The organism is Geobacter hydrogenophilus (genome assembly GCF_018501225.1).
Taxonomy (GTDB): Bacteria; Desulfobacterota; Desulfuromonadia; order Geobacterales; family Geobacteraceae; genus Geobacter; species Geobacter hydrogenophilus.
The window spans coordinates 461,678-486,024 of the sequence record NZ_JAHCZI010000003.1 but is presented as its reverse complement, the minus strand read 5'-3'; the positions used below and the strand labels follow the sequence as shown (position 1 = coordinate 486,024).

28 protein-coding genes and 1 pseudogene are annotated in these 24,347 nt (G+C 58.5%); 16 read left to right on the top strand and 13 right to left on the bottom strand.

The window, feature by feature from the left end; translation table 11 throughout:
* Positions 1-69: 69 nt before the first annotated feature.
* The 9 genes and pseudogenes from KI811_RS08255 to KI811_RS08215 all read right to left on the bottom strand — a co-directional run.
* Positions 70-381, bottom strand: a pseudogene (locus tag KI811_RS08255) (transposase); the annotation flags it as partial.
* Between the two features lie 107 nt (positions 382-488).
* Positions 489-1,097 (bottom strand): PEP-CTERM sorting domain-containing protein, encoded by a 609-nt coding sequence (locus KI811_RS08250; protein WP_214185984.1) that lies wholly within the window; start codon positions 1,095-1,097, stop codon positions 489-491.
* A 135-nt stretch (positions 1,098-1,232) separates the two neighbouring features.
* Positions 1,233-1,625: a hypothetical protein gene (locus KI811_RS08245; RefSeq protein WP_214185983.1), complete on the bottom strand. Its 393-nt coding sequence runs from the start codon at positions 1,623-1,625 to the stop codon at positions 1,233-1,235.
* Complete coding sequence (locus tag KI811_RS18895) at positions 1,613-2,044, bottom strand: tlde1 domain-containing protein (protein WP_214185982.1); 432 nt, start codon at positions 2,042-2,044, stop codon at positions 1,613-1,615. The genes KI811_RS08245 and KI811_RS18895 overlap by 13 nt, the downstream gene beginning before the upstream one ends.
* A gap of 90 nt (positions 2,045-2,134) precedes the next feature.
* The gene (locus tag KI811_RS08235; RefSeq protein ID WP_214185981.1) at positions 2,135-2,539 is read right to left on the bottom strand and encodes a hypothetical protein; all 405 of its coding nucleotides are present in this window, start codon (positions 2,537-2,539) and stop codon (positions 2,135-2,137) included.
* Between the two features lie 46 nt (positions 2,540-2,585).
* The gene (locus tag KI811_RS08230) at positions 2,586-3,416 is read right to left on the bottom strand and encodes a hypothetical protein (RefSeq protein WP_214185980.1); all 831 of its coding nucleotides are present in this window, start codon (positions 3,414-3,416) and stop codon (positions 2,586-2,588) included.
* Positions 3,417-3,533: 117 nt separating this feature from the next.
* Positions 3,534-3,881, bottom strand: coding sequence for a hypothetical protein (locus KI811_RS08225; protein WP_214185979.1), 348 nt, complete (start codon positions 3,879-3,881; stop codon positions 3,534-3,536).
* Positions 3,882-3,995: 114 nt separating this feature from the next.
* Entirely contained in the window at positions 3,996-4,358 is a 363-nt protein-coding gene (locus KI811_RS08220) for a hypothetical protein (protein WP_214185978.1), read from the bottom strand.
* A gap of 100 nt (positions 4,359-4,458) precedes the next feature.
* Entirely contained in the window at positions 4,459-4,908 is a 450-nt protein-coding gene (locus tag KI811_RS08215; protein ID WP_214185977.1) for a hypothetical protein, read from the bottom strand.
* Positions 4,909-5,041: 133 nt separating this feature from the next.
* Between KI811_RS08215 and KI811_RS08210 the strand changes: the two genes are divergently transcribed.
* The 6 genes from KI811_RS08210 to KI811_RS08185 all read left to right on the top strand — a co-directional run bounded on the left by KI811_RS08210 (position 5,042) and on the right by KI811_RS08185 (position 10,634).
* Positions 5,042-6,046, top strand: a complete 1,005-nt coding sequence (locus tag KI811_RS08210) for an integron integrase (RefSeq protein WP_214185976.1) — start codon at positions 5,042-5,044, stop codon at positions 6,044-6,046.
* 37 nt (positions 6,047-6,083) lie between these two features.
* The gene (locus KI811_RS08205) at positions 6,084-6,605 is read left to right on the top strand and encodes an O-acetyl-ADP-ribose deacetylase (RefSeq protein WP_214185975.1); all 522 of its coding nucleotides are present in this window, start codon (positions 6,084-6,086) and stop codon (positions 6,603-6,605) included.
* Positions 6,602-7,051 (top strand): D-aminoacyl-tRNA deacylase, encoded by a 450-nt coding sequence (dtd, locus tag KI811_RS08200; protein WP_214185974.1) that lies wholly within the window; start codon positions 6,602-6,604, stop codon positions 7,049-7,051. Before KI811_RS08205 ends, dtd begins: the two co-directional genes overlap by 4 nt.
* A gap of 84 nt (positions 7,052-7,135) precedes the next feature.
* On the top strand, positions 7,136-7,993 hold the full coding sequence (locus tag KI811_RS08195) for a TIGR02757 family protein (RefSeq protein WP_214185973.1): 858 nt from the start codon (positions 7,136-7,138) through the stop codon (positions 7,991-7,993).
* Positions 7,990-9,750, top strand: a complete 1,761-nt coding sequence (pabB, locus tag KI811_RS08190) for an aminodeoxychorismate synthase component I (protein WP_214185972.1) — start codon at positions 7,990-7,992, stop codon at positions 9,748-9,750. Before KI811_RS08195 ends, pabB begins: the two co-directional genes overlap by 4 nt.
* A 20-nt stretch (positions 9,751-9,770) precedes the next feature.
* The gene (locus tag KI811_RS08185) at positions 9,771-10,634 is read left to right on the top strand and encodes an NAD(P)-dependent oxidoreductase (protein WP_214185971.1); all 864 of its coding nucleotides are present in this window, start codon (positions 9,771-9,773) and stop codon (positions 10,632-10,634) included.
* A gap of 34 nt (positions 10,635-10,668) precedes the next feature.
* Here the strand turns inward: KI811_RS08185 and KI811_RS08180 are convergent, their stop codons facing one another.
* Both KI811_RS08180 and KI811_RS08175 read right to left on the bottom strand, forming a co-directional pair.
* The gene (locus KI811_RS08180) at positions 10,669-11,268 is read right to left on the bottom strand and encodes a M23 family metallopeptidase (RefSeq protein ID WP_214185970.1); all 600 of its coding nucleotides are present in this window, start codon (positions 11,266-11,268) and stop codon (positions 10,669-10,671) included.
* A gap of 24 nt (positions 11,269-11,292) precedes the next feature.
* Positions 11,293-11,475: a hypothetical protein gene (locus tag KI811_RS08175; RefSeq protein WP_214185969.1), complete on the bottom strand. Its 183-nt coding sequence runs from the start codon at positions 11,473-11,475 to the stop codon at positions 11,293-11,295.
* A gap of 178 nt (positions 11,476-11,653) precedes the next feature.
* Here KI811_RS08175 and typA point away from each other — a divergent pair, with 178 nt between their 5' ends.
* From typA to mltG, 9 genes are all read left to right on the top strand, one after another.
* Positions 11,654-13,450 (top strand): translational GTPase TypA, encoded by a 1,797-nt coding sequence (gene typA, locus KI811_RS08170; protein WP_214185968.1) that lies wholly within the window; start codon positions 11,654-11,656, stop codon positions 13,448-13,450.
* Positions 13,451-13,573: 123 nt separating this feature from the next.
* A complete protein-coding gene (locus tag KI811_RS08165; protein ID WP_214185967.1) occupies positions 13,574-14,323 on the top strand; it encodes an outer membrane protein assembly factor BamD in 750 nt (249 codons plus the stop codon).
* Complete coding sequence (locus KI811_RS08160; RefSeq protein WP_214185966.1) at positions 14,323-14,715, top strand: nuclear transport factor 2 family protein; 393 nt, start codon at positions 14,323-14,325, stop codon at positions 14,713-14,715. Before KI811_RS08165 ends, KI811_RS08160 begins: the two co-directional genes overlap by 1 nt.
* A 7-nt stretch (positions 14,716-14,722) precedes the next feature.
* Positions 14,723-15,097, top strand: a complete 375-nt coding sequence (gene crcB / locus KI811_RS08155) for a fluoride efflux transporter CrcB (RefSeq protein WP_214185965.1) — start codon at positions 14,723-14,725, stop codon at positions 15,095-15,097.
* An 11-nt stretch (positions 15,098-15,108) separates the two neighbouring features.
* Positions 15,109-15,453: a DUF190 domain-containing protein gene (locus KI811_RS08150; RefSeq protein WP_004514331.1), complete on the top strand. Its 345-nt coding sequence runs from the start codon at positions 15,109-15,111 to the stop codon at positions 15,451-15,453.
* Between the two features lie 6 nt (positions 15,454-15,459).
* Positions 15,460-15,981 carry a rhodanese-like domain-containing protein gene (locus KI811_RS08145; RefSeq protein WP_214185964.1) on the top strand — a complete coding sequence of 174 codons (522 nt, stop codon included), beginning with the start codon at positions 15,460-15,462 and terminating at the stop codon, positions 15,979-15,981.
* The gene (locus KI811_RS08140; RefSeq protein ID WP_214185963.1) at positions 15,981-16,397 is read left to right on the top strand and encodes a MauE/DoxX family redox-associated membrane protein; all 417 of its coding nucleotides are present in this window, start codon (positions 15,981-15,983) and stop codon (positions 16,395-16,397) included. Before KI811_RS08145 ends, KI811_RS08140 begins: the two co-directional genes overlap by 1 nt.
* 71 nt (positions 16,398-16,468) lie before the next feature.
* On the top strand, positions 16,469-17,053 hold the full coding sequence (gene plsY, locus KI811_RS08135; protein ID WP_214185962.1) for a glycerol-3-phosphate 1-O-acyltransferase PlsY: 585 nt from the start codon (positions 16,469-16,471) through the stop codon (positions 17,051-17,053).
* A 26-nt stretch (positions 17,054-17,079) separates the two neighbouring features.
* Complete coding sequence (gene mltG, locus KI811_RS08130; RefSeq protein WP_246551503.1) at positions 17,080-18,159, top strand: endolytic transglycosylase MltG; 1,080 nt, start codon at positions 17,080-17,082, stop codon at positions 18,157-18,159.
* Positions 18,160-18,299: 140 nt separating this feature from the next.
* Here the strand turns inward: mltG and nuoG are convergent, their stop codons facing one another.
* The gene (gene nuoG / locus KI811_RS08125) at positions 18,300-20,798 is read right to left on the bottom strand and encodes an NADH-quinone oxidoreductase subunit NuoG (protein WP_214185961.1); all 2,499 of its coding nucleotides are present in this window, start codon (positions 20,796-20,798) and stop codon (positions 18,300-18,302) included.
* Between the two features lie 121 nt (positions 20,799-20,919).
* On the bottom strand, positions 20,920-22,938 hold the full coding sequence (locus tag KI811_RS08120; protein WP_214185960.1) for an FAD-dependent oxidoreductase: 2,019 nt from the start codon (positions 22,936-22,938) through the stop codon (positions 20,920-20,922).
* A 244-nt stretch (positions 22,939-23,182) separates the two neighbouring features.
* Between KI811_RS08120 and KI811_RS08115 the strand changes: the two genes are divergently transcribed.
* Complete coding sequence (locus tag KI811_RS08115; RefSeq protein ID WP_214185959.1) at positions 23,183-24,307, top strand: aminopeptidase; 1,125 nt, start codon at positions 23,183-23,185, stop codon at positions 24,305-24,307.
* The last annotated feature ends 40 nt before the right edge of the window (positions 24,308-24,347 follow it).

The following is a 24,347-nucleotide window of genomic DNA, read 5'->3' as shown; positions in this document are numbered from 1 at the left end:
AGAGAGGGATACCATAGGTCCCAGGGTGGTACACTTTTCATTCCCGCTTTTGGGCCATTATTGCATTACCAGTGACAACTCGTGCTGGAAGTGCTCGAAGCCGCAGAAGTACTGCCAATAACCATTCTCGATGAATTGGGCCACCGCCGTCTCGTCACTCACGTTGTAGGCATGCTTGAGGTAGTGCAGACCCACCAGCAGCCGAATCGGCAGTCCCGGCCGTCCGATTTTGGCGACGTAGAGGGAACCGAACTCTTTGTCAAAGACCGACCAGTCGATGGTGTTCGCAAGACGGAACAGGGGGTGTCGGCGGTTAAGGATCTGATCAAGCCGGGAGCGGAACAGATCTTCTTGGCCAGTGGCGCTTGATTTTGGTTTCATGGAATCACCAGATTTTGAGTGTGTTGATTCAATTTCTGGCGATTTTACCACACAATAATTGCAAATTATATCAATAACATCAGTTGGTTATACTTTTTCAGGGACGACTAATTATTGTCAAATTGGTAACTATTACACATGGATTTGTTCGTGTAACGTGATCTTTTCCTCATGGCAATGACTCCAACAAGACCCAAGGCAATAAGGGAGATAGATGCAGGTTCAGGAACCGCCGAGACAGATTCAGGAGAAGAAACATTGAATGTTCCGTCGAAATAGGTGTTGTTAGTAAAATGCGTTTCTCCCAACCCAATATCAATTGAATCAGGACCGACCGACAAGGTATAGCCAACAAGGTTTGTGTCGATCGCAAGAGATGACAAAAAACTTCCCGTTGGTGCAAAGTCAAGGTCGCTAAGCCTAAGCACGACACCCTCTTGCCAACCAGCAGAGTACAAAAACTTTACAGAAAAGCCACCTCCATCGACATTCAGCTTAAATAGTGAACTGTATTGCTTCTCATCGGAGTTGCCATCTTGAACAACAAACGGTGAATCAAGTCCGTATCCATTGATTCTGCCAAGCCCATACCCAGAATCAACCGTGCGAATCATTGCTGCATCAATTTCGTCACCAGTGAGAGTAATTGGGCTTGCATGTGCGGAAGTTGTCGCAGTGGTGGCAAGTAGGCTCAATACAAGCATTGTCTTCTTCATGATATCTCCTAAAAATAATTTCACTGCGAGGCAGTGTACGAAATCAGGAATTCACATCTGATCACTTCCCTGCTTATTGATTATCCAACGTCAGGTTTCAGGGGCCGGCGCGATAGCGACGGGCCCCTGGAAGTATCAGTTGGAACCATTATTATTGACTTGTTTCTTGTTGATAAAAGCTACTGTGTAATAACCAGCAATGACCGGAATTATATATAATAGTGTTCTTATCAGTAAAATAATTATAAAGCCGGAGAACAATTCTGGATAATCATGATAGTAGAACTCAAGGTGCAAGGTGTAGGCTATAACTCCATACGCAATACTTCCCAATGCAACGGTTAATATAGTTGTAGTGTTTGCCTTGGCCCATATTGAGATTATAAATATTGATAATAAGGTGACAATTATGGTTGCTTCCGGTGTTGACCTAGCGAAAATGTTATCGGCTTTCTGTCCGACAAATTCAATAACGGCAATAACCAAGACAATTATTACACCTGACGCTATCGGATTTAGTCTACCCATAGGGTGCTTACCTCAACTTCCTTTATGGACTTAAGGACCCTGTCAGTAGTCGAATTTCCGAAAACGCCGCCTCCTATATCGATGCAGCCAGCAGAGCCTGGGCTGGTACCGCCATGCAGAAAAAAACCTTTGCGGCCATAGGGTGCCGACCACGAAGATGTGCGGATTGGCGCTCTCCAGTCACCCCAATCACCAGTGAAGATATTTCGAGCAAGGTCACCAAGAGCGTTGGGATTGTTGATTTCACGACGGAATATAAAGTATTGGCCGCTGGGGAGTGGGCCTACGTTTTCTCTTGGTTGGCAGGCAGGATTATTAAGGCAATTACCTCTTCCGCTTGTAGCATTAACTGTGTATGTTCCGCGTGAATCAGTGACGGTCAATTTGCCTTGCGAAGCTGAAAATCGAAGATTGGCCATCAAACATCTCCTTTTTACATGTGATCCCCAACGTCAGGCTTCAGGGGCCGGCGCGAAGAGCCGGTCCCCTGGAAGTACCAGTTGGAACTGCTATTGTTTCCGTATTACAGTGTCCTGTACCGTAACACTTGATTGAATCACAGTTAACACGTTCTCCTTCATCAATTCTGCTTTTGCCTCTTCGCTTAAAGGTATCTCTGAATATTTGTTTATCACTTGAATAGCCCACTGCCTCATGTTTTTTCTGTTTTCGCTTGGAGGCGTTTTCAGTACATCTAAAGCCATTTCTATATATTTCGACTTTAACTCTTTTTCTTTTATCGATACTGCAATTTGGTTTGATGAAAATGCTATTGCTATAGGAATAATAGCAGTAACGAATATCTTATTAAGATACTTCATGTTGTTAGTCAGGCATTGAGATATGCATACCATGTAAATATTAATGCATAGCCAAGCCACAATAATTAGAACAATAACAGCATTAAATATCATTTATTTCTCCAACGACCTATTCCCCCAGAAACTCCAACGTTGGGCTTCAGGGGCCGGGCGAATAGCCCGGTCCCCTGGAAGTAGAAGTTGGAGCAACAAATACGAGGCTACGCTCAGCACTTTTCTGTTCAAAAACTACTAGACTATTTTCTTTTAGAGTAAGCTTTATTACACCTTTGTTGGTTAAATTGTGTACCTCACAATATTGAAAGTGTTGGCCATCGTATTTATTGGAAGCTTTGTCATCACCTTGGATTTCAACTCGGTGGATATTGCCATTTGAAGTGAATTCGCAATACCCCTTAAAACCTGCATTGAGCGGAACTATAATTGTACTGTCCTTAGTGATGTATTTACGAGTAGTTATTTGATTAGGCGAGTCAAGTTCTACGCTATAACTCAGAATAGCTAAATTCCATAATTCTGATGGCAGTGCTTCTTTAATAATGCCAGCTACATAATAACTACCGTTAATTTCTCCAATAATTTGCTTGTTAAGGTAATAACCACCGTTTTCTAGTGTGTATTCTACAGATAAAAATCCAACTGCTTCTAAATTCGGTCTAAACCTATGATTACCGGCTAGTACTTCTGGTTTGTAATCATTGTCTAGCGGTATAACTTTAATATTGGCGTCCTTCCTTTTAACTAATTCAGAATAAAAAGCTTTTATTGTCTCAGTCGCAGCATTTCGGTCTGCTCCTTCTAGGTAATAAGCTTCTAAGAATTTGTCTAAATCTTCTTGCGTTAAAGCAAAAACAATCCTATCACGTAAGTCTTCACCTAAGATGTCATCAAATGCGTGACTGAGAGAGCAGTCAGCATAACCAATACATATAAACAAAACAAACAAAGAACAAAATTTTTGAATAGTCATTATTACCTCCAACGTCTGGCTTCAGGGGCTGGCGCGATAGCGACAGTCCCCTGGAAGTACCCGTTGGAATTGCTTTACTGTATCATGCTAACAATGCTGACTATTGCTGTCTTCTATTTACAGATTTGCTGCGTAATAAATAACTACCGCTAGCAATGCTGCAGAAATTAGTATTACAAACCATGCCCAACTCTTTTGAATGTTTGTTGTTTTAAGGGAATCTTGCGGAGATATCACAAGATTATCAACCGGGAGCATCTGCACCAACTTCTGTGCATCATATAACTGGTCACTGTTCGTGTAAAAATCCCAAGGGCCACGCTCTTGAAAGATGGCATTAGTAGTCATGCTGCCAGGAGCGCCAAGCTCAAAGTTAATTGCGGCTTCTGCAAGAGCCTTTTCAACAAGTATCTTTTCATGTATTTGTTCAGTCCTGAAAAACAGGACTAAGTCTATTTGGTTCATCTTTTTTCAATTACTCCGAAACTTTTCCAACGTTAGGCTTCAGGGGCTGGAGCGATAGCGACAGTCCCCTGGAAGTAAGGGTTGGGAGTCATTGCTATGTTAGTTGAGCTAACTTCACCGCTGCTCAGGATGGCGGTCATAATAACCTTCTAGCTCCTCTAATCTGCCACCACACCTTTGACAGATTGAATCTGAGACTTTCTCCTTTTCATGTACTTCTTTACAGTTGCAACAAATGACTATGTCAGGTTCCTTTTGCGACATTTGCCACCACCAAACCGCAACGAAGACGAAAGCGCTAAATCCGATGAGACGAGGCCATTCATCAATGATCTCATAAAATGTCTTTGGTGACTTAGCAGGGTTCATTTTATCAAACCCGACCATTTCGGAGATGAAGTAGCCGATGAAAGCAACTATGGAAATAGCTGTAGCGATTATGATGCTATCTTTTAGTTTTCTTTCTGGTCTATTCATTTCGTTCTTGAACCCCAACGTCAGGCTTCAGGGGTCGGCGCGTAGCGACGGTCCCCTGGAAGTACCCGTTGGAACATTGTATTGCCTCAAAACATTAAACTTACTGATGAGTGTAAGTTGCTATGCCTATTGATTCGGCTAATTCAACATTGCTATTAACAACGTTCCATTCAATTTCGTTGCTATACGGATTTGTTATAGAAAAACGCAAACTTGGATTTGTTAAACCAAAATCTAACGAAATATTTACTTTGATCCGCTCTTCATCAATACTCAGCAGATGTTGAAATGTGGCCTGTGGGATACAAGCTTCTACCTGGAATCTATTCGACTTAACTCCTTCTAACTCGGTCTCAAAATAGTGAATTGAAGCAGGCTCATCAAAACTATCATTTTCATGTAAGCGAACTGTTCCAGATAACAAATATCCTTTGTCAATAACCAAAATTTTATCTATTACAGTTCCACCAAAGATTAAAGTTCGGCTACTAGAAGATTTTTGAATTTTGTTAACAAATCTTCGGTTTTGCAGTTCAAAATCGATGATCATTGTATTTTGCTCCCGATTCATTTCCAACGTTAATTGGACGCCCTAAAAGGCGTGGAATTTTGCGCCAGTATGGTGTATAAGACGGCCTTACGTCAAGCTAATTAATTAATTCTACTCATAACTGGACGCCAAAATGCACCCCATCAAAACAGACAAAAACACTTCCTCCGCCGAACCGGAGAAACCCCGCCTCCTTGACATGCTCCGCACCAGAATCCGCCTGAAGCATTACAGTCTCCGTACCGAGCAGACCTACACAGAATGGGCGAAGCGTTACATCCTCTTCCATGGCAAGCGCCATCCCGCCGAGATGGGGAAGGAGGAGGTGGAGGCGTTTCTGTCCCACCTGGCGGTGAAGCACAACGTCTCGGCGTCGACACAGAATCAGGCAAAGGCTGCGATCCTCTTTCTCTACCGGGAAGTTATCGGGAGCGAGCTCCCCTGGCTGGATGACGTAGAGGAGGCGAAGCGCCCCCAGCGCCTGCCGGTGGTGCTGACGGTGAGCGAGGTGCAGGCGCTCCTTTCCCGCCTGAAGGGAACCCACGCGCTGATGGGACGGCTCATGTACGGCACCGGCATGCGGCTGATGGAGACGGTGCGCCTGCGGGTGAAGGATGTGGATTTCGACCGACGGGAGATCATCGTCCGGGAAGGGAAAGGGGCTAAGGACCGGATTACCATGCTCCCCCAGGCGACTGTGGAGCCGCTGCAAGAACATCTGACGGGGATCAGGCGTCTCCACGACGAGGATCTGCGGGCCGGCTTCGGCGAGGTCCATCTCCCCCATGCCCTCGGCAATAAGTATCCGAATGCCGGCCGGGAGTGGGGATGGCAGTATGTTTTCCCGGCAAAGCAGCTGTCGGTGGACCCGCGCACCGGCGTGACGCGGCGGCACCACGCCGACGAGAAGGGGATACAGAGGGCCATCCGCCAGGCGGTGCGGGACGCGGGGCTTGCCAAGCCGGCCACTCCCCACACCCTGCGCCACTCCTTCGCGACGCACCTCCTCCAGTCGGGCTACGATATCCGCACGGTGCAGGAACTGCTGGGTCACAAGGATGTGCAGACGACCATGATCTACACCCATGTGCTGAACCGGGGCGGCAAGGGGGTGGAAAGTCCCCTGGATAGGCTGTAGAATTATCCGGCAATATCATCGTCACGGAGGGAACGCCATGAGGGAAAAGATCGAGATCATACCGGGGGATATCACGAAGCTGACGGTGGACGCCATTGTGAACGCGGCCAACGAGTCGCTCCTGGGGGGCGGCGGGGTGGACGGCGCCATCCACCGGGCCGCGGGGCCGGAGCTTCTGGCGGAGTGCCGGACCCTAAACGGCTGCGCCACAGGCGACGCAAAGATGACGAAGGGGTACCGGCTCCCGGCGAAGCACGTGATCCACACGGTGGGGCCGATATGGCACGGGGGGGCCAAGGGAGAGCCGGAAAAGCTCCGGAGCTGCTACCGGCGCTGTTTCGAGGTGGCCCACGGGGCCAGCCTCACCTCCATCGCGTTTCCGGCCATCAGTTGCGGGGTCTACGGCTATCCTCTGAATGAGGCGTGCGCCATCGCCCTAGAGGAGACCAAGGCGGCCCTGGAGCGCTACCCGGAACTGCAACGGGTGATCTTCACCCCCTTCGGGAGCGAGGCGGAGAAGGCTTACCAAGAGGCTCTCAGGAGGGTGTTCGGGGCATGAAGGCGGTTATCCAGCGAGTGAGCGAGGCCCGGGTTGTGGTGGACGGCGGGACAGTGGGGGCCATCGACAGGGGGATTCTGGTCCTTCTCGGGGTGGAGAAGGGGGACGCGGAGCGGGACGCGGCGTGGCTGGCCGAGAAGATCGCAGGTCTGCGGATCTTCGAGGACGAGGCAGGGAAGATGAACCTGTCGGTGCGGGAGGTGGCCGGGGGGATTCTGGCGGTCTCCCAGTTCACCCTGGCGGGAAACTGCGCCAAGGGGCGGCGCCCCTCATTCGACACGGCGGCCCCCCCCGACGAGGGGAAGCGGCTCTATGACCGTTTCGTTGATTTCGTGCAGGAAACCGGCATCCCCACGGCCACGGGGATCTTCCAGGCCGACATGAAGGTGCATCTCGTGAACGACGGGCCGGTTACGTTCATCCTGGAGAGCCCCCGGGACCGGTGAACACCCTTTTTCCGTTTGGCGCTTCCGGCCATCGTGGTGTACCATAGCGGCTTTCCGTATCCACTCCTGACCGGGAGCTTTCCGTTGGACATCAAGGCCATCCTCGACAACCTCTACGCCGCGCGCTCGACCCGGCACCTGGCAAACGATCCCCTCTCGTTCTGCCACCGCTTTGCGGCCCCCGAGGACCGGGAGATCGCGGGTCTTGTGGCGTCGTGCCTCGCCTACGGCAACGTGAAGATCATCCTCCGGAACCTGGAAACGGTTTTTGCGGCCATGGGGCCGTCGCCCCGGCGGTTTGTGGAACGGTTCGAGCCAGAAGAGGGGCTGCGGCGCTTCGCCGGGTTCAAGCACCGCTTCAACGACGGCCGCGACCTCTGCGCGCTGCTCCTGGCGGCCCGGACCATGGTCGAGGAGGCGGACACCATCGGCGATTTCTTCCTGGGGTGCCACGACCCCCATGCCGAGGACATTACCTCTTCCCTCACGGAATTCAGCGCTGCCGTCCTCGCCTTCGACTACACCCCCGTCTTCGGCAGCGACCCCATCCCCGCCGATTCCTATTTTCCCTTCTTCTTCCCCTCCCCTGCCACGGGGAGCGCCTGCAAGCGGCTCTGCATGTACCTGCGCTGGATGGTCCGCCCCGCCGACGGCATTGACCTGGAGGTCTGGAAGGGAGTTTCCCCGAGCCAGCTCGTGATCCCCGTGGATGCCCACATCCAGCGCATCTGCCGCCACCTGGGGTTCACGAAGCGCAAACAGGCCGACTGGCGCATGGCCCGGGAGATCACGGCGGCGCTCCGGCAGTTGGATCCGGCCGACCCGGTGAAGTACGATTTCCCCCTCTGCCACCTGGGAATCTCGGAGGGGTGCGACGGCACGGTGCAACCCCTCTGCCGCCAATGCCCGGTGGTGGAACTCTGCGGGGCGGGTGCGCCATGAGCGGAATGCCGACGGTCACCCTGTTATCCCTGGCGCCGGAGCATCACCCGGCCTCGTTCCGCTTCGACGGGTTCGTGGAGGAGATCACGGCCCGCACCCCCGAGGAGGTCGTCCCGGCCCTCAAGAGGGTTGAGGAGGCGGCTGCCAAGGGGCTCCACGCGGCGGGATTTGTCTCCTACGAGGCGGCGGCTGGGCTCGGCACCGGTCTCGCAACGCACTCCCCCGGCCCTCTGCCGCTTCTCTGGTTCGGCGTGTTCGAGAACCGTCTCGGCATTGCCCCGCGCCTTCCCGGCGCCGATGAATGCGAGGCTGCCTGCGAAACCTCCGGATGGGAGACCACCCTCTCGCCCGAGGCCTACCAGAGGGCCGTCGAGCGCATCAGGGAGTACATCGCCGCCGGCGACACCTATCAGGTGAACTTCACCTTCAGCCAGCGTTTCGCCTTCACAGGGGATCCCGCGGCCTATTTCGGCGACCTCTGCCGGGCCCAGAATGCCCCCTTCTGCGCCCATCTGGACATGGGTCGTTTCCACCTCCTGTCGGCATCCCCCGAGCTCTTTTTCGAACTGCGCCACGGCGTCCTCACCTGCTGCCCCATGAAGGGGACCGCTACGCGGGGCCGCTGGCGGAGCGAGGACGAGCAGATCAAGGCGCGCCTGGCCGAGAGCGAGAAGGAGCGGGCCGAGAACCTGATGATCGTCGATCTGCTGCGCAACGACCTGGGGATGGTGGCGAAGACCGGGTCGGTACAGGTGGACAACCTCTTCGCGGTGGAGACCCTGGAAACGGTCCACCAGATGACCTCCACTATCACGGCCCGGATGCGGGAAGGGGTAGATCTGCCGGAGCTCTTCCGGGCGCTCTTCCCCTGCGGCTCCGTGACCGGCGCCCCCAAGAAGCGGAGCATGGAAATCATCCGTGAGCTGGAGGATACCCCCCGGGGGGTCTACACCGGCTGTATCGGTCACGTATCCCCCGGCGGGGAGATGACCTTCAGCGTCGCCATTCGCACCGCGGTCATCGACACCGAAGCGGGAAGGGGAGAACTGGGAATCGGAAGCGGTGTGACCATCGGCTCCCAGGCCGGGGACGAGTACCGGGAGTGCCTTGCCAAGGCCCGCTTTGCCCGGGAGCGCATGCCCGACTTCCACCTCGTGGAGACCATGCTCTACGAGGAGGACAAAGGGTGTTTCCTCCTGGACCGGCACCTGGCGCGGCTTTTCCGCTCCGCCGCCTACTTCGGCTTCACCGTGCGGCTCGGCACCATCACCACGGTCCTCGCCCACCGCACCGGCAGCCTTGAAGGAAAGCACAAGGTGCGGCTCCTCCTGAACCGTCGCGGGGCATTCACCATCGAGACCGAACCGCTCCCGCCGCCGGACGGCGTTGAAACGATGATTACCTGCTTCGCTTCGGAGGCCGTCGATTCCGCAGACCCGTTCCTCTACCACAAGACGACCCATCGCCCCCTCTACATGCAGGAGCGGGAGAGGCACCCCGATTGCGACGATGTCATCTTCGTCAACGAGCGGGGAGAGGTGACCGAGGCGACCACCGCCAACGTGGTTGCCCGGATCGGCGGCACCCTGGTGACCCCTCCCCTTCCCTGCGGGCTTCTCCCCGGCACCTTCCGGGAGGAAATCCTGGCCCTGGGCCAAGTACGGGAGCGGGTCATCACCCGGGAAGAATTGGAGCACGCCGAGGACATCTACCTCGTCAATTCGGTCCGGCAGTGGCGCTGGGCGCGATTGGCTTGAAAAGAAACAGGAGGTAATCCATGCAGAAATTCGGTTTCATCGGCCTCGGCATCATGGGAAGCGCCATGGCCAAGAACCTCGTGAAAGCGGGCTTTTCGGTGACGGTCTGGAACCGCTCTCCCGAGAAGATGGATGAACTGGTGACCCTGGGGGCGGAACAGGCCGCGACGCCAAGGGAGGTGACGGAATCGTGCCCGGTGACCTTCGCCATGCTGGCGGACCCGGCGGCGGCGGAAAAGGTCTGTTTCGGCAAGCACGGGGTGTTGGAGGGGATCGGCGAGGGGCGCGGCTACGTGGACATGTCCACCGTAGACCCGGCCACCTCCCAGCGGATCGGCGTGGCCGTGGTGGCCAAGGGGGGACGGTTCCTGGAAGCGCCGGTATCAGGGAGCAAGAAGCCGGCCGAGGACGGCACCCTCATCATCCTGGCCGCCGGCGACCGGACCCTCTACGACGAGGCGCTCCCCGGCTTTGAGAAGATGGGGAAGAAGATCCTTCACCTGGGGGACGTGGGGAAGGGTGCCGAGATGAAGCTCGTGGTGAACATGGTCATGGGGGGGATGATGGCCTGCTTCTGCGAAGGGCTCGCGCTGGGGGAAAAGGCGGGGCTCGCCACGGACGCCATCCTCGACGTGATCGCCGCAGGCGCCATGGCGAATCCCATGTTCGCCCTGAAGGGGGGACTCATTCGCGACCGGAACTTCGCGCCGGCTTTCCCCCTGAAGCACATGCAGAAGGACCTGCGGCTGGCGGTTGCCCTGGGTGACCGGGTGGGGCAGCCTCTGGTGGCCTCGGCCGCGGCCAACGAACTCTTCAAGGGGGCCCGGGCAGCCGGCTTCGGCGACGAGGACTTCTCCGCCCTCTTCAAGACCATCGAGCGGTGAAGGCCCTTCCCTCCTCCCTCCCGGCGGGGGTAGCTTATGGCAGTTCCTCGCCCCCCGGCAGGGCCAGGCCGGCCAAGGGGTGTTGCCGGGACTCCTCTGCATTCACCCCTTCGTCACCCTCACCCTTCGCCACGTGCTCATCGACCCAGCCATTGACTTTCTCGGCCACCAATGCCTTCAGCTGCTCCTCTAGCCGCTCCCGCGCCTTCTTGTCATAACCGGGGTTCTGCCGCACCTCGTAGTGGACATGGGGGCCGGTGGAGCGCCCCGTGCTCCCTGCCAGGGCGATGACGGTCTTCGTATCCACCGTCTGCCCCGGCGTGACGCGAATCGTCGAGTTGTGGCCGTACAGGGTCACGTAGCCATTGCCGTGGTCCACGGCCACCAGGTTGCCGTACCCCTTGTAGGGGCCGGCAAAGGTGACGGTCCCCCGCTGGGTCGGGTAGACCGGGGTTCCCTCGGGGACGGCGATGTCGACCCCTTGGTGGTAGGTCATCCGGCCGCTGCCGAAAGGGTCGAGGCGCCAGCCAATGCCGGAGGTGACGGTGCCCCCGTCCACGGGAAGCTGACGGGACGCGGCGGCAAAGGCCGGAAGGAGGAGAAGGAAAAGGATTGCGGAGATTATTCGTTTCATGGGGGTTTTCACCAGTCGGTCCGGCTACTTGGCGAGGCCATACGCAATGAGGGCAAGAGAGAGGACGAACAGGCAGAACATGGCCGCCAGCACGGGCCGGTCGCCATTTGCCGCCCCTTCCCTGACGGTACGGATGAAGTCCTTGATGATCCACATGGCACACCTTAAGATAAGCGGTTTCTTGTATCGAAGCAACATATATGCCACGAATCTCCCCCTCCTCGCAACCCCTCTCCGAAACATATTCCATATTTTACTTGTCTTTTAGCCTGAACCTTGCCATACTAAAGCGTTTTTCCTGACGAGCCGATGCTCGTCTTTTTCGTTTGCCAGCTACCCCACCTAGCAATTTATCGCCTCACGGCAGAAGGAGCACGCACCACCCATGCAAGAACGGATCAGGAACATCGCCATCATCGCCCACGTCGACCACGGCAAGACCACCCTCGTGGACGCCATGCTGAAGCACGCGGGAGTTTTCCGCGAGAACGAGGCCATTACCGAGCGGGTCATGGACTCCAACGACCTTGAGAAGGAGCGGGGGATCACCATCCTCGCCAAGAATCTCTCGGTGCACCATGGCCGCTACAAGATCAACATCGTCGACACCCCGGGCCACGCCGACTTCGGCGGCGAGGTGGAGCGGGTCCTGAAGATGGTGGACTCGGTGCTTCTCCTCGTCGACGCACTGGACGGCCCCATGCCCCAGACCCGCTTCGTCCTCAAGAAGTCCCTGGACCTGGGGCTCAAGCCCATCGTGGTCATCAACAAGATCGACCGCCCCGGCGCCAGGGCCGATGAGGTGGTGGACATGGTTTTCGACCTCTTCTGCGAACTGAACGCCAATGACGAGCAGCTTGACTTCCCCATCGTCTACACCAGCGCCAAGCTCGGCTTCGCCAAGCTGGATCTGGCCTCCGAATCCAACAGCATGGAACCTCTCTTCGCGGTGATCGAGAGCAACGTCCACCCCCCCGCCGGCGACTCCAAGGCGCCGTTCCAGCTCCTGGTCACCAACATCGACTACAATGACTACATCGGCCGCATCGCCACCGGCAGAATCTTCAACGGCAGCGTCAAGGCCGGCGAGACCGTGGCCCTGGTGCGCCGCGACGGAAGCGTGGTACGGAGCCGCATCTCTAAGCTCCTGGGATACGAGGGGCTCAAGCAGGTGGAGATCCCCGAGGCGTGCACCGGCGATATCGTCACCGTTGCCGGCTTCGACGAGGTGGGGATCGGCGAGACCCTGGCCGCCGCCGACACCCCGGTTGCCCTCCCCTACGTCTCCATCGACGAGCCCACCATCGCCATGAACTTCATCGTCAACTCCTCCCCCTTCGCCGGCAAGGAGGGGAAATTCGTCACCTCCCGCAACATCCGCGACCGCCTCGACAAGGAGCTGCGGACCAACGTGTCGCTGCGGGTGGAGGATACCGGCAACGCCGACACCTTCAAGGTCTCGGGCCGCGGCGAGCTCCACCTCTCCATCCTCATCGAGAACATGCGGCGCGAGGGGTTCGAGATGGCGGTCTCCAAGCCCGAGGTCATCATGCGGGAGCTGGACGGCAAGAAGATGGAGCCCATGGAGTACCTGGTGGTGGACGTCCCCTCCGAGTTCCAGGGATCCATCATCGAGAAGATGGGCCCCCGCAAGGGGGAGATGACCTCCATGCAGCCCATGGGGGAGACGGTGCGCCTTGAGTTCATCGTGCCGGCCCGGGGACTCATCGGCCTGCGGGGCGAGCTCCTCACCGAGACCCGCGGCACCGCAGTCATGACCCACACCTTCCACGACTACGCCCCCTACAAGGGTGATATTCCGGGACGCAAGAACGGGGTCCTCATCGCCATGGAGAACGGCGAGACCACGGCCTACTCCCTGGACGCCCTCCAGCCCCGGGGGATCCTCTTCATCGGCCCCGGCGTCGAGGTCTACGGCGGGATGATCATCGGCCAGCACGCCAAGGACAACGACCTGGACGTGAACCCCTGCAAGGGGAAGAAGCTCACCAACGTCCGGGCCTCGGGCTCCGACGACGCCATCAAGCTCACCCCCCCCCGCATCCTGACCCTGGAGCAGGCCCTGGAATTCATCGACGACGATGAGCTGGTGGAGGTGACCCCCCAGTCGATCCGGCTCCGGAAGAAGGAACTGGACCCGAACCGGCGCAAGCGCAAGTAACGCATCTGCCGTCCCGCCCTCCGGGCAACTGTCGGCCCCTGCGGGCGGGACGGAACTTTGCGTTGACTTTATCAGGGGATTTCACTACTTTTCCCCTGATACCAGATCGGAAGGCGGGACCCCATGAACCGTATCCAGAGACGCTCTCTTTTCCCTCTCCTCCTCGTCCTTGTGGCCGCCGGCTGCGCCACCACCCCGGACGCGGTGAGCCGCAATCCCGAATCCATGGCCAAGGCGGCGGAAGAGTTCCAGACCTCCGGCCGCTACGAGGACGCCATCGCCCAGTGGAAGAAGGTGCGGGAGAGCTACGCCTCGCCGGAACTCACCACCGAGGCCGAGCTCAAGATCGCCGACGCCCAGTTCGCCGACAAGAGCTACATTGAGGCGGCCGCCTCCTACGAAGAGTTCCGCAAGCTCCACCCCAACCACGAAAAGTCTCCCTACGCCCTCTACCGTCAGGCTCTCAGCCAGTACGAGCAGATCACCGGCATCGACACCGACCAGACGCCGGTATCCAACGCGGTGACCCTGTTCGAGTCGTTCCTGCGGATCTACCCCTCCTCCGAGTACGCCGCGGAGGTGCGGAACAAGCTCGAAGTCTGCCGCCTCAAGCAGGTGGAGCACGAAATCTATGTGGGACGGTTCTATTACCGTACCGACCAGTACGGGGCAGCCATCAAGCGCCTGGAGGAGACCCTGAAGAAATACCCCCGCTCCCCGGCCCACGACGAAACCCTCTTCTATCTGGGCTCGGCCTATATCCGCACCGGCGACAAGGCCAAGGGGCGCGATGCCTTCCAGCGCCTCTTCGCCGAGTACCGGACGAGCAAATACGTGGACGAGGCCCGAAAGTTCATGGATAAGAACTTCTGATGCGCGCTCCGCTGGTTGCCCTGCTCCTCCTGGCCCTTGCCGGCTGCGCCCGGGAAGAGCGCTCCATCGAGGAGGTGCTGCGGCAGCGGGAACGGGCACTGGCAACGGCCGACGTTGCCCGCTACGCATCGCTCATCTCCCCCGCTTACCGGGACAAGGGTATTGACGCCCGGACCAAGCGGGCAGAGATCGCAAAAACCCTCGCCGCCTTTGGCCCCGTCTCCTACCGCTCTCTCAGCCGCGCCATTGCGGTCAATGGCGATAACGCTACGGTGAACAGTCGCTACGCCATGAAGGTGACGACCGCTGGAAAACCCCTGGAACTTTCCGGCGAGGAGACCATCCTGCTCCATCGCGAGGCCGAGGATTGGAAGATCGTCGGAGGCATCTGACCGCCCCATGCTGACCATTGTTGCCATAGCTCTTTTCGGCGCCCTCGGCTGCCTTGCCCGCTACCTCCTCGCGGGATGGGTCTACGCCTTTGTCGGCAGGGGATTCCCCTACGGGACCCTGGCGGTGAACGTGGTAGGGGCCTTCCTCATTGGCCTCATTATGGAGTTCAGCCTCCGGACGACCCTCATCCCCCAGGAACTGCGGATCGGGCTCACCATCGGCTTCCTCGGGGGGCTCACCACCTTCTCCACCTTCAGCTACGAAACGTTCCGGCTCTTGGAAGACGGCGAGTTCATCACCGCGGCCATAAACGTCCTTGCCAGCGTGCTGGTCTGCCTCGCCTGCACCTGGGTCGGCATCATGACGGCACGGCACCTGTAACGGGAGATCCCATGACCAAACTCATCGGCGAACAGGTTCTCATGCGCATCTTCATCGGCGAAGGGGACAAGCATGGCCGCAAGCCCCTCCACGAAGCCCTTGTGGAACTCTTCCGGCAGGAGGGTTTCGCGGGAGCCACGGTGCTTCGGGGAGTGGCCGGCTTCGGTGCCCGCAGCGTCTACCACACCGACAAGCTCCTCCGTCTCTCCGCCGACCTTCCCCTCGTAGTGGAAGTGGTGGATTCCCAGGAGAGGTTCGACGCCATCATGCCGAAGATCGATGCCATGATGAGCGGCGGGATGATTACGCTGGAAAAGGCCACGGTCATCCACTACGACCACCGCAGGGAGGAGTAGCATCCCATGAAGTCAGACGCGAAGCGCCTCGCCGCCGAGATGGCGGCGATCGTCCTCATAGCCGCCGTGATCGGCATTGCCTGGAACCATCGGCTCCTCCTGAACGTCTTCCGGGGGGAAGGGGTCCAGGCCCAGCAGACGCCGAACACGGCCCCCCAGGCGCCTTCGGCAACGGCCACAGTTGCGGCCGCAGCTCTTCCTCTGGGGCTTATGCAGGTGAAGGAACTCTTTGATGCCGGCGAGGCGGTCATCATCGACGCCCGGGACCGAGAGACCTTCCGCAAGGGTCACATCAGAGGAGCAATCTCCCTCCCCGTGGGTGAAGCCGGCGGCCTCATCCCTCCCTTTGCTGAACGGACCCCAAAGGATAAGCTCCTTGTGGTCTACTGCGGCGGCTACGACTGCCACGACAGCAAGCTCCTGGGCGAGAAGCTCCTGGCGGCCGGCTTCACCCAGGTCTTCGTCTACGAGGGGGGGTTCCCCGAGTGGCAGGACGCGGGCCACCCCGTGACAAAGGGGGACAAGTAATGGAACCGGTCAAGAAACACCTCACCGCGGTCCTCCGGGTGGGTCTCGGCGCCCTCTTCCTCTACGCCGGGGTCATCAAGATCATCACCCCCGCTGCCTTTGCCGGCAGCATCGCCAACTACCAGGTCATCCCCTATGCCGGCAACTACTTGGTGGCGGCCATCCTGCCGTGGGTCGAGGTCATCTGCGGCGCCCTCCTCGTTACCGGCTGGCGAGCCCGGAGCGCCGCGGCCCTCGTCGCCTGCATGAATGCATTTTTCATCGTCCTCCTCTTCTCCACGGTTGTGCGGGGCCTCGATATCGACTGCGGCTGCTTCAAGCAGGGGGGAGAGAAGACCACGGCCTGGACCGCCATCTTCCGGGACATCATGTTCCTGGTGGCCGCCGTCTTCGTCTACCGGAGGGGGACGAAGTAAGCCGCACCCTTGCCCCCGGCGCTGAATTAGGTTACTATTCGCGGCGTTTTTACGACTTGTCGGAGTTGCACATGCTGATCGAAATTCTTCTTCTGGCCGGAGCATACCTTCTCGGCTCCGTACCCACGGGACTCTTGCTGGCCAAGGCTGCCGGCGTCGACATCCGGACCACCGGCAGCGGCAACATCGGCGCCACCAACGTCTACCGCACCCTGGGGCGCTCCGTCGGCATCGCCACCCTGGTGGGGGACTGTCTCAAGGGACTCCTCCCCGTCCTCGCCGCCAAATACCTGGGGATGACCGACATCTGGATTGCTCTTGCGGGGCTGGCCGCCTTTCTGGGGCACGTCTATACGGTCTTTCTCGGCTTCAAGGGAGGGAAGGGGGTGGCCACGGCCCTTGGCGTCTTTCTCGGCCTTGCCCCCCTGGCAGTGCTTATCGCCCTCGGCATTTTTGTCGCCGTTGTCGCCACGTCACGCTACATCTCCCTCGGCTCCATAACAGCTGCGGCAGCAATGCCGCCCGTTGTGGCTTTTCTGAACGGGCGCCCCCCCCTCGTTGGCGTGACCGTTGTGATCGCCCTCCTGGTAATCTGGAAACACCGGGAGAACATCGCAAGACTGCGGGCAGGAACGGAAAACCGCTTCAAAGCTTGACACGCACTCAGTGACACCCTGTTTCCATGGAAGAGTCCCTACCACCCAATGATACCCCTCCCGGCGAAACCGGAGAGCAGCCGCCCCGGCGCTTCGTGCTGAAAGATCGCCGTATTCTGGCGGTTTCGGCCATTGCGCTCCTTCTGATCCTGGTCCTCCCTGCCCGCTATCTATTCTTTCTCGCCCTTCCAGCCGGAGATGGCAAGACAGTGCGGATCGTCGACTTTGCGAAGGGGGAATCCGTCGCCAGGATTGCCGCCGACCTCGAACGGGACGGGATTGTCTCCAGCGCACGCCTCTTTGTCATCCATACCCGTCTCAAGGGAGTATCAGGAAAACTCCAGGCAGGGGAATACCAGTTCAGCAACGGAATGCGGCCCGGGGAAATTCTCCGCATGATGCTCAACGGGGAGGTCGCGGTGCGCCGGTTCGCCGTCCCCGAAGGATACTCCATCCACCAACTGGCCGAACTCCTTGAGAGTCAGAAACTCTTCAGCAAAGAAGGGTTCCTCAAGGCTGCCACCGACCCTGCGCTCCTGGCCGAACTGGGGATTGAAGGAAAAAGCGTCGAAGGGTATCTCTTCCCGAGCACCTACGATGTGACACGCACCATGGACGAGGCAGCACTTATCAGGGCCATGACGGCACAGTTCCACAAGGTCTGCGATGGTCAACTCGCCGACGCGGCGCACCGCATCGGCATGACCCCTGTTCAGGTTGTAACCCTCGCCTCTCTCATCGAGAAAGAGGCTGTAGTTGCTACGGAGCGCCCCCTCATCTCGTCGGTCTTTCACAACCGGCTTGCCAAGGGGATGCGCCTCCAGAGCGACCCCACCGCCGTCTACGGCATCAGGGCCTTCGCCGGCACCGTCACGAAGCAGGACATCGAGCGCCAAACGCCCTACAATACCTATCTCATTGCCGGACTTCCCCCCGGCCCTATCGGCAATCCAAGCAAGGGAGCGGTTGAGGCCGCCCTCAACCCCGTCCGCACCCGCTATCTGTACTTCGTCTCAAAGAAAAACGGCACCCATCACTTCTCCACCAGCCTCGACGAGCACAACGCCGCTGTCACCACCTACCTGAAGACGAACCATGGCAACTGAACAGCGCCAACCAGTGCGACCAGAACCGAAACCCATGGACACCGGCCTGTCAGTAACAGTGTTCACGCGCGTCCAAAAATAAAAAACCCCGCCGTTTCGTACGGCGGGGTTTCGTGCTTTGTTCTCGGGCAAAAGGTCAGTTACGCCTTTTCCACCTTTACCGGCACCACACCGGCCCCTTTCCCGAGGAGGGCATTGACGTTCATGGCGCGGAAATGGGAAGGCGCGAAGAGGAGACCCGGCTGCACCTTGTCAGAAACCCGCGCGGGGGCGTTTACACTCACAACACCTGCAGAGATACGAAGCGAGGAACCATCCGACACGCCCAGCCTGGCGGCGTCGTCCGGGTGGATCTCTACGTAGCCGGCCGGCACAATCTCAAGGTTGTTCTCCGACCAGGTGGTGGTGGTGCCGCTATGGTAAAGAATTGCGCCAGCAAGAAGCAGAGGGGCCTGCTGGGGCTGAGCCGGACGTACATCCTTCGAAACGGCGAGTGAAACCGGCCCAGCGGAAGGGAAGCCAGCCGGCAGCACCACATCGGCCCCGTAACCTGGGACGAGTGCCGCAATCTCGGCCATGATCGAAGCGGGGGACGCCGGACGGCTCTCACTCGTCAGCCGGTTACAGAGTTCGGTCAGAATGTCCCAGTCCTCGCGGGCCTCGCCGGGAGGGTTGGCTGCCTTGGCAATGGACTGGACCCGGCCGTCAATGGTGGTGAAGGTTCCGCTCTTTTCTGCCGCCACCGAAGAGGGGAGTACGATATGGGCCTGCTTCGCCGACTCGCCGGGGAACGGGTCCTGAACGATGAGAAGCTCAAGCTTGCCGAGGGCTGCCCGAATCCTCTCGCCCTCGGGGAAGGAGGCGACAGGATCGCACCCGAGGAGATAAAGGGCCTTGACGCTTCCCTGCTCGATCCCCTCGATAATCTGCCAGAGATCCTTGCCCGAAACCGACGGTGCCCCATACCCCGGAAGCGTGTCGGGTGCAACGCCCATGTCGAGGAGACCGCGGATATTGGTCTTTTCGTAGACCGGGAAAAGGCCGCCTCCCGTTTCCTTGCCGAGGGCACCCAGGACGAGGGCAAGATTCGCGAGAGCAGTCACGGCTTCAACGGCTCCGCTGCTCCGCATAAGATCGGCGCCGAAGAGAACAGCCACACTCTTTTTCTTGCCGAGGAGGCGGGCGGCGGCGCGAAGGTCCGCCTCGGACAGACCGGCGGCAACTGCGGCATCGGCAACCGATACGGTACTGAGGGCTGCAGTCAGTTCGGTCAGATTGGCAATGCGGCCCGAAACAAAGTCGTTGTCCTGCAGCCCTTCGTCGAGCACGACCCAGGTAAGGGCGTTGATGATAGCGAGCTCGCTCCCCGGACGGTACTTGAGGTGGCTGTTGGCAAACTTCTTCAACTTAACGTCCCGCATGTTCGCCAAGACGAGCTTTGCGTCATTCTTGGTGGCAGCCTTGATGACCCGGTACTCGATGCCGGTTGCTTCTGCGTTCAGGTCACAACCGAAGACAAGAACGGCGCCTGCCCGGTCAATGGCGTCGATGGTAGCGCTGGCACCCTGGAGGCCGACTCTCTCGCGAAGCACCCGTTGCGCCTGGGCAAAGCCGAGTCGCGCCTCTGAGTCGATATTGCCGCTCCCTATGGCGTTCCGGAAGAGTTTCTGGAAGAGGTAGTTCTCCTCGTTGGTGACACGGGGCGAACCAAATCCTGCCACTGCGTCGGGACCATACTTGGCGACGATCTCCTTGAGCCCCGTCGCGGCAGCCCCCATGGCGGCGTTCCAGTCCACCTTCTCGCCCCGCACCATGGGTTGCGTCAGGCGGTCGGCAGAGTTGATATAGCTGTACCCGAAACGGCCGTTGATGCAGAGATTGCCGCTGTTGAAGTTATTGTCGTCGCTCGTGACCCTTTCGACACGACCGTTACGGGTGTGATACTCGATTTGGCAGCCGGTGGAGCAGAAGGCGCAGACGCTCTTGGTTACGGTAAAGGCCCAGGGGCGGCCCCGGAATTTGAAAGGCTTGCTGATGAGGGTACCGGTGGGACAGGCGCCGACGCAGTTGCCGCAGAACTCGCAGTTGAGGGGCTGGCCATCCACGGTGTCGATGATTGTCGCCTCGCCCCGGTTCACCACGGCAATGGCATCGCAACCCACAACCTCATGGTCGACCTTGACGCACTTCTCGCAGAGGATGCAGCGGTTCGGGTCGCTTTCGATGAGGGGCCAGTTGTAGCGGATCTCCCGCCGCTCCAGAAGCGCCGAGTATTCCTGTCGGGACGCCCCGAGGCCGTAGCAGGAGTTCTGAAGATCGCACTCGCCGCCGGCGTCGCAGACAGGGCAGTCGAGAGGATGGTTCACCAGCATCAGTTCCATGATTTTCTGACGGATCCGGGAAAGTTTCTCGGACTGGGTCGTGACCTTGATTCCGTCCTTTACCGGCGTGTTGCAGGCGGTCATGGGGCGGTCGACACCCTCAACCTCAACCGCGCAGACGCGGCATGCGCCGGTGGGCGATACCTTCTTGAGCCAGCAGAGAGTCGGTATCGTGATGCCGAGCTGTGCCGCCGCCTCAAGGATGGTGCTCCCCTTGGCTACTGAGATGTCTTTCCCGTCAATTGTAAGACTGACCATATCCGTTTCACCCCTGGAAAGCGGCCCAGGCACGGGACACACCAGCGCCCGGGGTCGTCACCGACTCCCGGGCCGCCATGGCCCCGGCCTTGGGCCGAAGTGACATGCTGACTTGTGTGGATTAGACCGCGGCCATTGCGACGCGGTAGCAACGCAGACAACGCTCTGCTTCGCGGATCGCCTGACTGTCGGCAAAACCGAGCTCGACTTCCTGGTAGTTCCCCTTGCTGGCCCGCTCCCGGCCATGGACTTCGGCCTGGTGCGCCCTCTCAACCGAGTCGAGCCACGGCACCGCTTCTCCCTTGTCGTAGACCGGCAGGTTGGTAAGGATGTCCTCCATGAACTCGTCGTCGGTGAGGTACGCCTTTCCCTCCTCCAGCCAGCGCTGGATGACCCGTGCCGCCCGGTGGGCATTGCCGATGCAGGCAACGACGGTCAGAGGACCAATCTCGGCATCGCCACCGGCAAAGACGCCGTCCAGGTCGGTAATGAGAGTCCTGACGAGGGGGTTACCCATCCCATCCTTCAGATCCTTGCCCGCTGCGTCCTTGAGGGGGATGTACTTGGTGACCACGGTATTCCATTTGGTGATATCGATTCCCATCTTCTCGGGAATGAACGAGAGGTCCGGGTCCTGGCCGATGGCCGGGATGACCGTATCGCACTCAACCACGAACTCGCTGCCGGGAACCGGTTCGGGACGACGGCGCCCTGAAGCGTCGGGCTCTCCGAGGGCCATCCGGACACACTCGACGCCAGTAACCTGTTCGTTCTGATCGACGATGATTCTGGTGGGAAGCACCTGGAACTCGAAGCGTACCCCCTCCTCATCTGCGCCATCCACCTCCCACACGTCGGCCGGCATCTCCTTCCGGGAGCGGCGATAGAGGAGGACCGACTCCTCGGCCCCTTCGCGCAGAGCAACGCGGACGCAGTCGATGGCAGTGTTACCGCCGCCCACGACAACCACCTTCTTACCCATGCCGGTGGGGCGTCCCATATAGGCCTCACGGAGGAAATCGATCCCTCCCCTGAGGAACCCCTTGTACCCCTTGTCCTCACCCTCGACCCCCATGGGCTTCGAGCGGTGGGCGCCGGGAGCGAGAAAAACAGCATTGTACTTGCTCTTGAGTTCCTCGAGGGAGATGTCAACGCCGATGCGGGTGTTGTAGATGATCTCAACCCCCATGGAGGCGATAATGTCGATGTCCCGCTGCAGCAGGTGCCGCGGTTGCCGGTAGGGGGGGATACCCACGGCGATCATGCCGCCGCCGTACCCTTCGGGGAGGGCTTCGTAGATGGTGCAGGGATACCCTTCAAGGGCCAGATAATAGGCACAGGCAAGACCGGCAGGCCCGGCCCCGACAATGGCGACAGTCTTATTCTTGCGGGACTGCGGCTTCATGGGTGGAGCAACGTTGTGCATCCACTCGTAGTCGGACGCAGAGCGCTTGAGCACCATGATATTGATCGAATCATCCACGTTTTTGCGGCGACAGTGGGTTTCACACGGATGGGGGCAGACCCGGCCGCAGACAGAGGCAAGGGGCATGTTCTCGCGAATGACGTGGAGCGATTCATCGAAGCGATATTCCTTAATGGCCTCGATGTACGCAGGGATGTCGATATGGGCAGGACAGCGATCCATGCAGGGGGCGGTGTACTTCTCGATATAGCGATGGCTTGCCGTGGGCTTTTGGGCGCCATTGATGTAGGCGAGGAAGTCATCACGGAAATGCTTTACCGCATCAATGACCGGCACCGTGGACGACTGACAGAGGGTACACTTGCAGTTTGCCAGGAGATCGCCCAGATCGGTGATAGTATCCAGATGGGCTTCAGTCCCTCTCCCCTCGACGATGGCGGCCAACGCGTCCATAAGAACACGGGTCCCCTTCTTGCCCGGAGTGCACTTGCCGCAGCAGTACAGGGTCTGCACCCTCTTCATGTATTCCGCGGCCATGGCCGGAACATCGACACCCTTATCGAAAACAATGATGCCGTCCCACCCCATAAAGGCGGCCAACGCCCGGTCACCGTCCAGGGTAGTCGGGAGCCTGAAGCTTGCGTCCTTCGCCTCGCTACCCGCGCGATTATCGACGACAGTCCCTCCCCAGCTCGAAAAAACCACCTGTGCCACGCACGCCTCCGTTCAGACCTTCACTGACAGGATCTATATCGCTTAACCACTTGTATTTATTAATTGTTTTAGCTAGCCACAATTGTATACAGTATGCACTATCTATCACAACATCCTTTGATAAATCAAGGGAAAAAATAACAAATCATTGGTTTTCCCTTATGATTGCCCCACCTCTCCCCCTCTGGTATAGTTCCCGGACAGCCACCAGTTGTGACCCATCCACACGGAAAAGGAGCCTGCAATGTATCAGGATGCTTTCAGATCGCTGCTTGAGATTAATATGGGGATTCACAGCGGAGAACGGATACTTGTTTTCAGTGACACAATCCGCATTGATGAGGCACCGGCCCCTTCAGACCGGAACCGTCGCGAGCGCCTCTTGCAGGTAGCGGAGGAAGCCGCCCGCTTCGCGGAAACAACGTACGGCAGGACGGATTTCGTTTCATTCTCCGCTACTGCCGCATCGGGAGCCGAGCCGCCGGAAACTCTCTGGCGATCGGCCTTCGGGAATGGCATTGTCGACACGCTTGCCGCCGAGGGGATTCTGTCGCGTCTATTGGCAAAAGAGGCAACAGAGGACGATGTCGAGCGCTCCAGGGAGCTGGTCCTTGCCCGACGTCGTGACGTGGTTGACGTGGTGGTGGCCCTGGCAAACAACTCCACGAGCCATACCCGCTTCCGGTCCCTCGTGAACGCGGCCGGAGGGCGTTTCGCGAGTCTTCCCCACTTTGACCCCGAAATGTTTTATACCTCCATGCAGGTCGACTGGCATGCCCTGGCAGAACGGACCAAACAGCTTGCGGCGGCAGTCAACGAAGCGGTGGAAATCCTTGTCGAAACCCCCAACGGAACTCGGATGCGGATCGGCAAGGCGGGTCGACGGGCCGAGGGGGACGACGGCCTCCTGACCGCACCGGGGAGTTTCGGCAACCTCCCGGCTGGCGAGGTCTACCTGGCACCCCTCGAAGGGACGAGCGAAGGAGTCATGGTGCTGGAGTATGGACCGACACGAAAGCTCTCCTCCCCCGTGGAGCTGATCGTGCGCAACGGAATGGTGACCGATATCCGCGGCGACGAACCCCATCGGGAGTGGCTTGAACGCCGGTTCGCCGAGAACGGAAAGAACCGCAACATCGCCGAACTCGGCATTGGAACCAATGACCGTGCAACCAGGCCCGACAACATACTCGAAGCGGAGAAGATTCTCGGCACTATCCACATCGCCCTCGGTGACAATTCAGGCTTCGGCGGCACGGTCCAGACGCCGTTTCACGAGGACTACGTCTTCTACCGCCCAACCCTCACCGCCATAGCCGCCGACGGCTCCCCCACGGTGCTTTTGAGGGACGGTACGCTTTTGCTCTAATACCCCTTCACACAAATTGCTTGGGGTGGCTCAAGTTTTT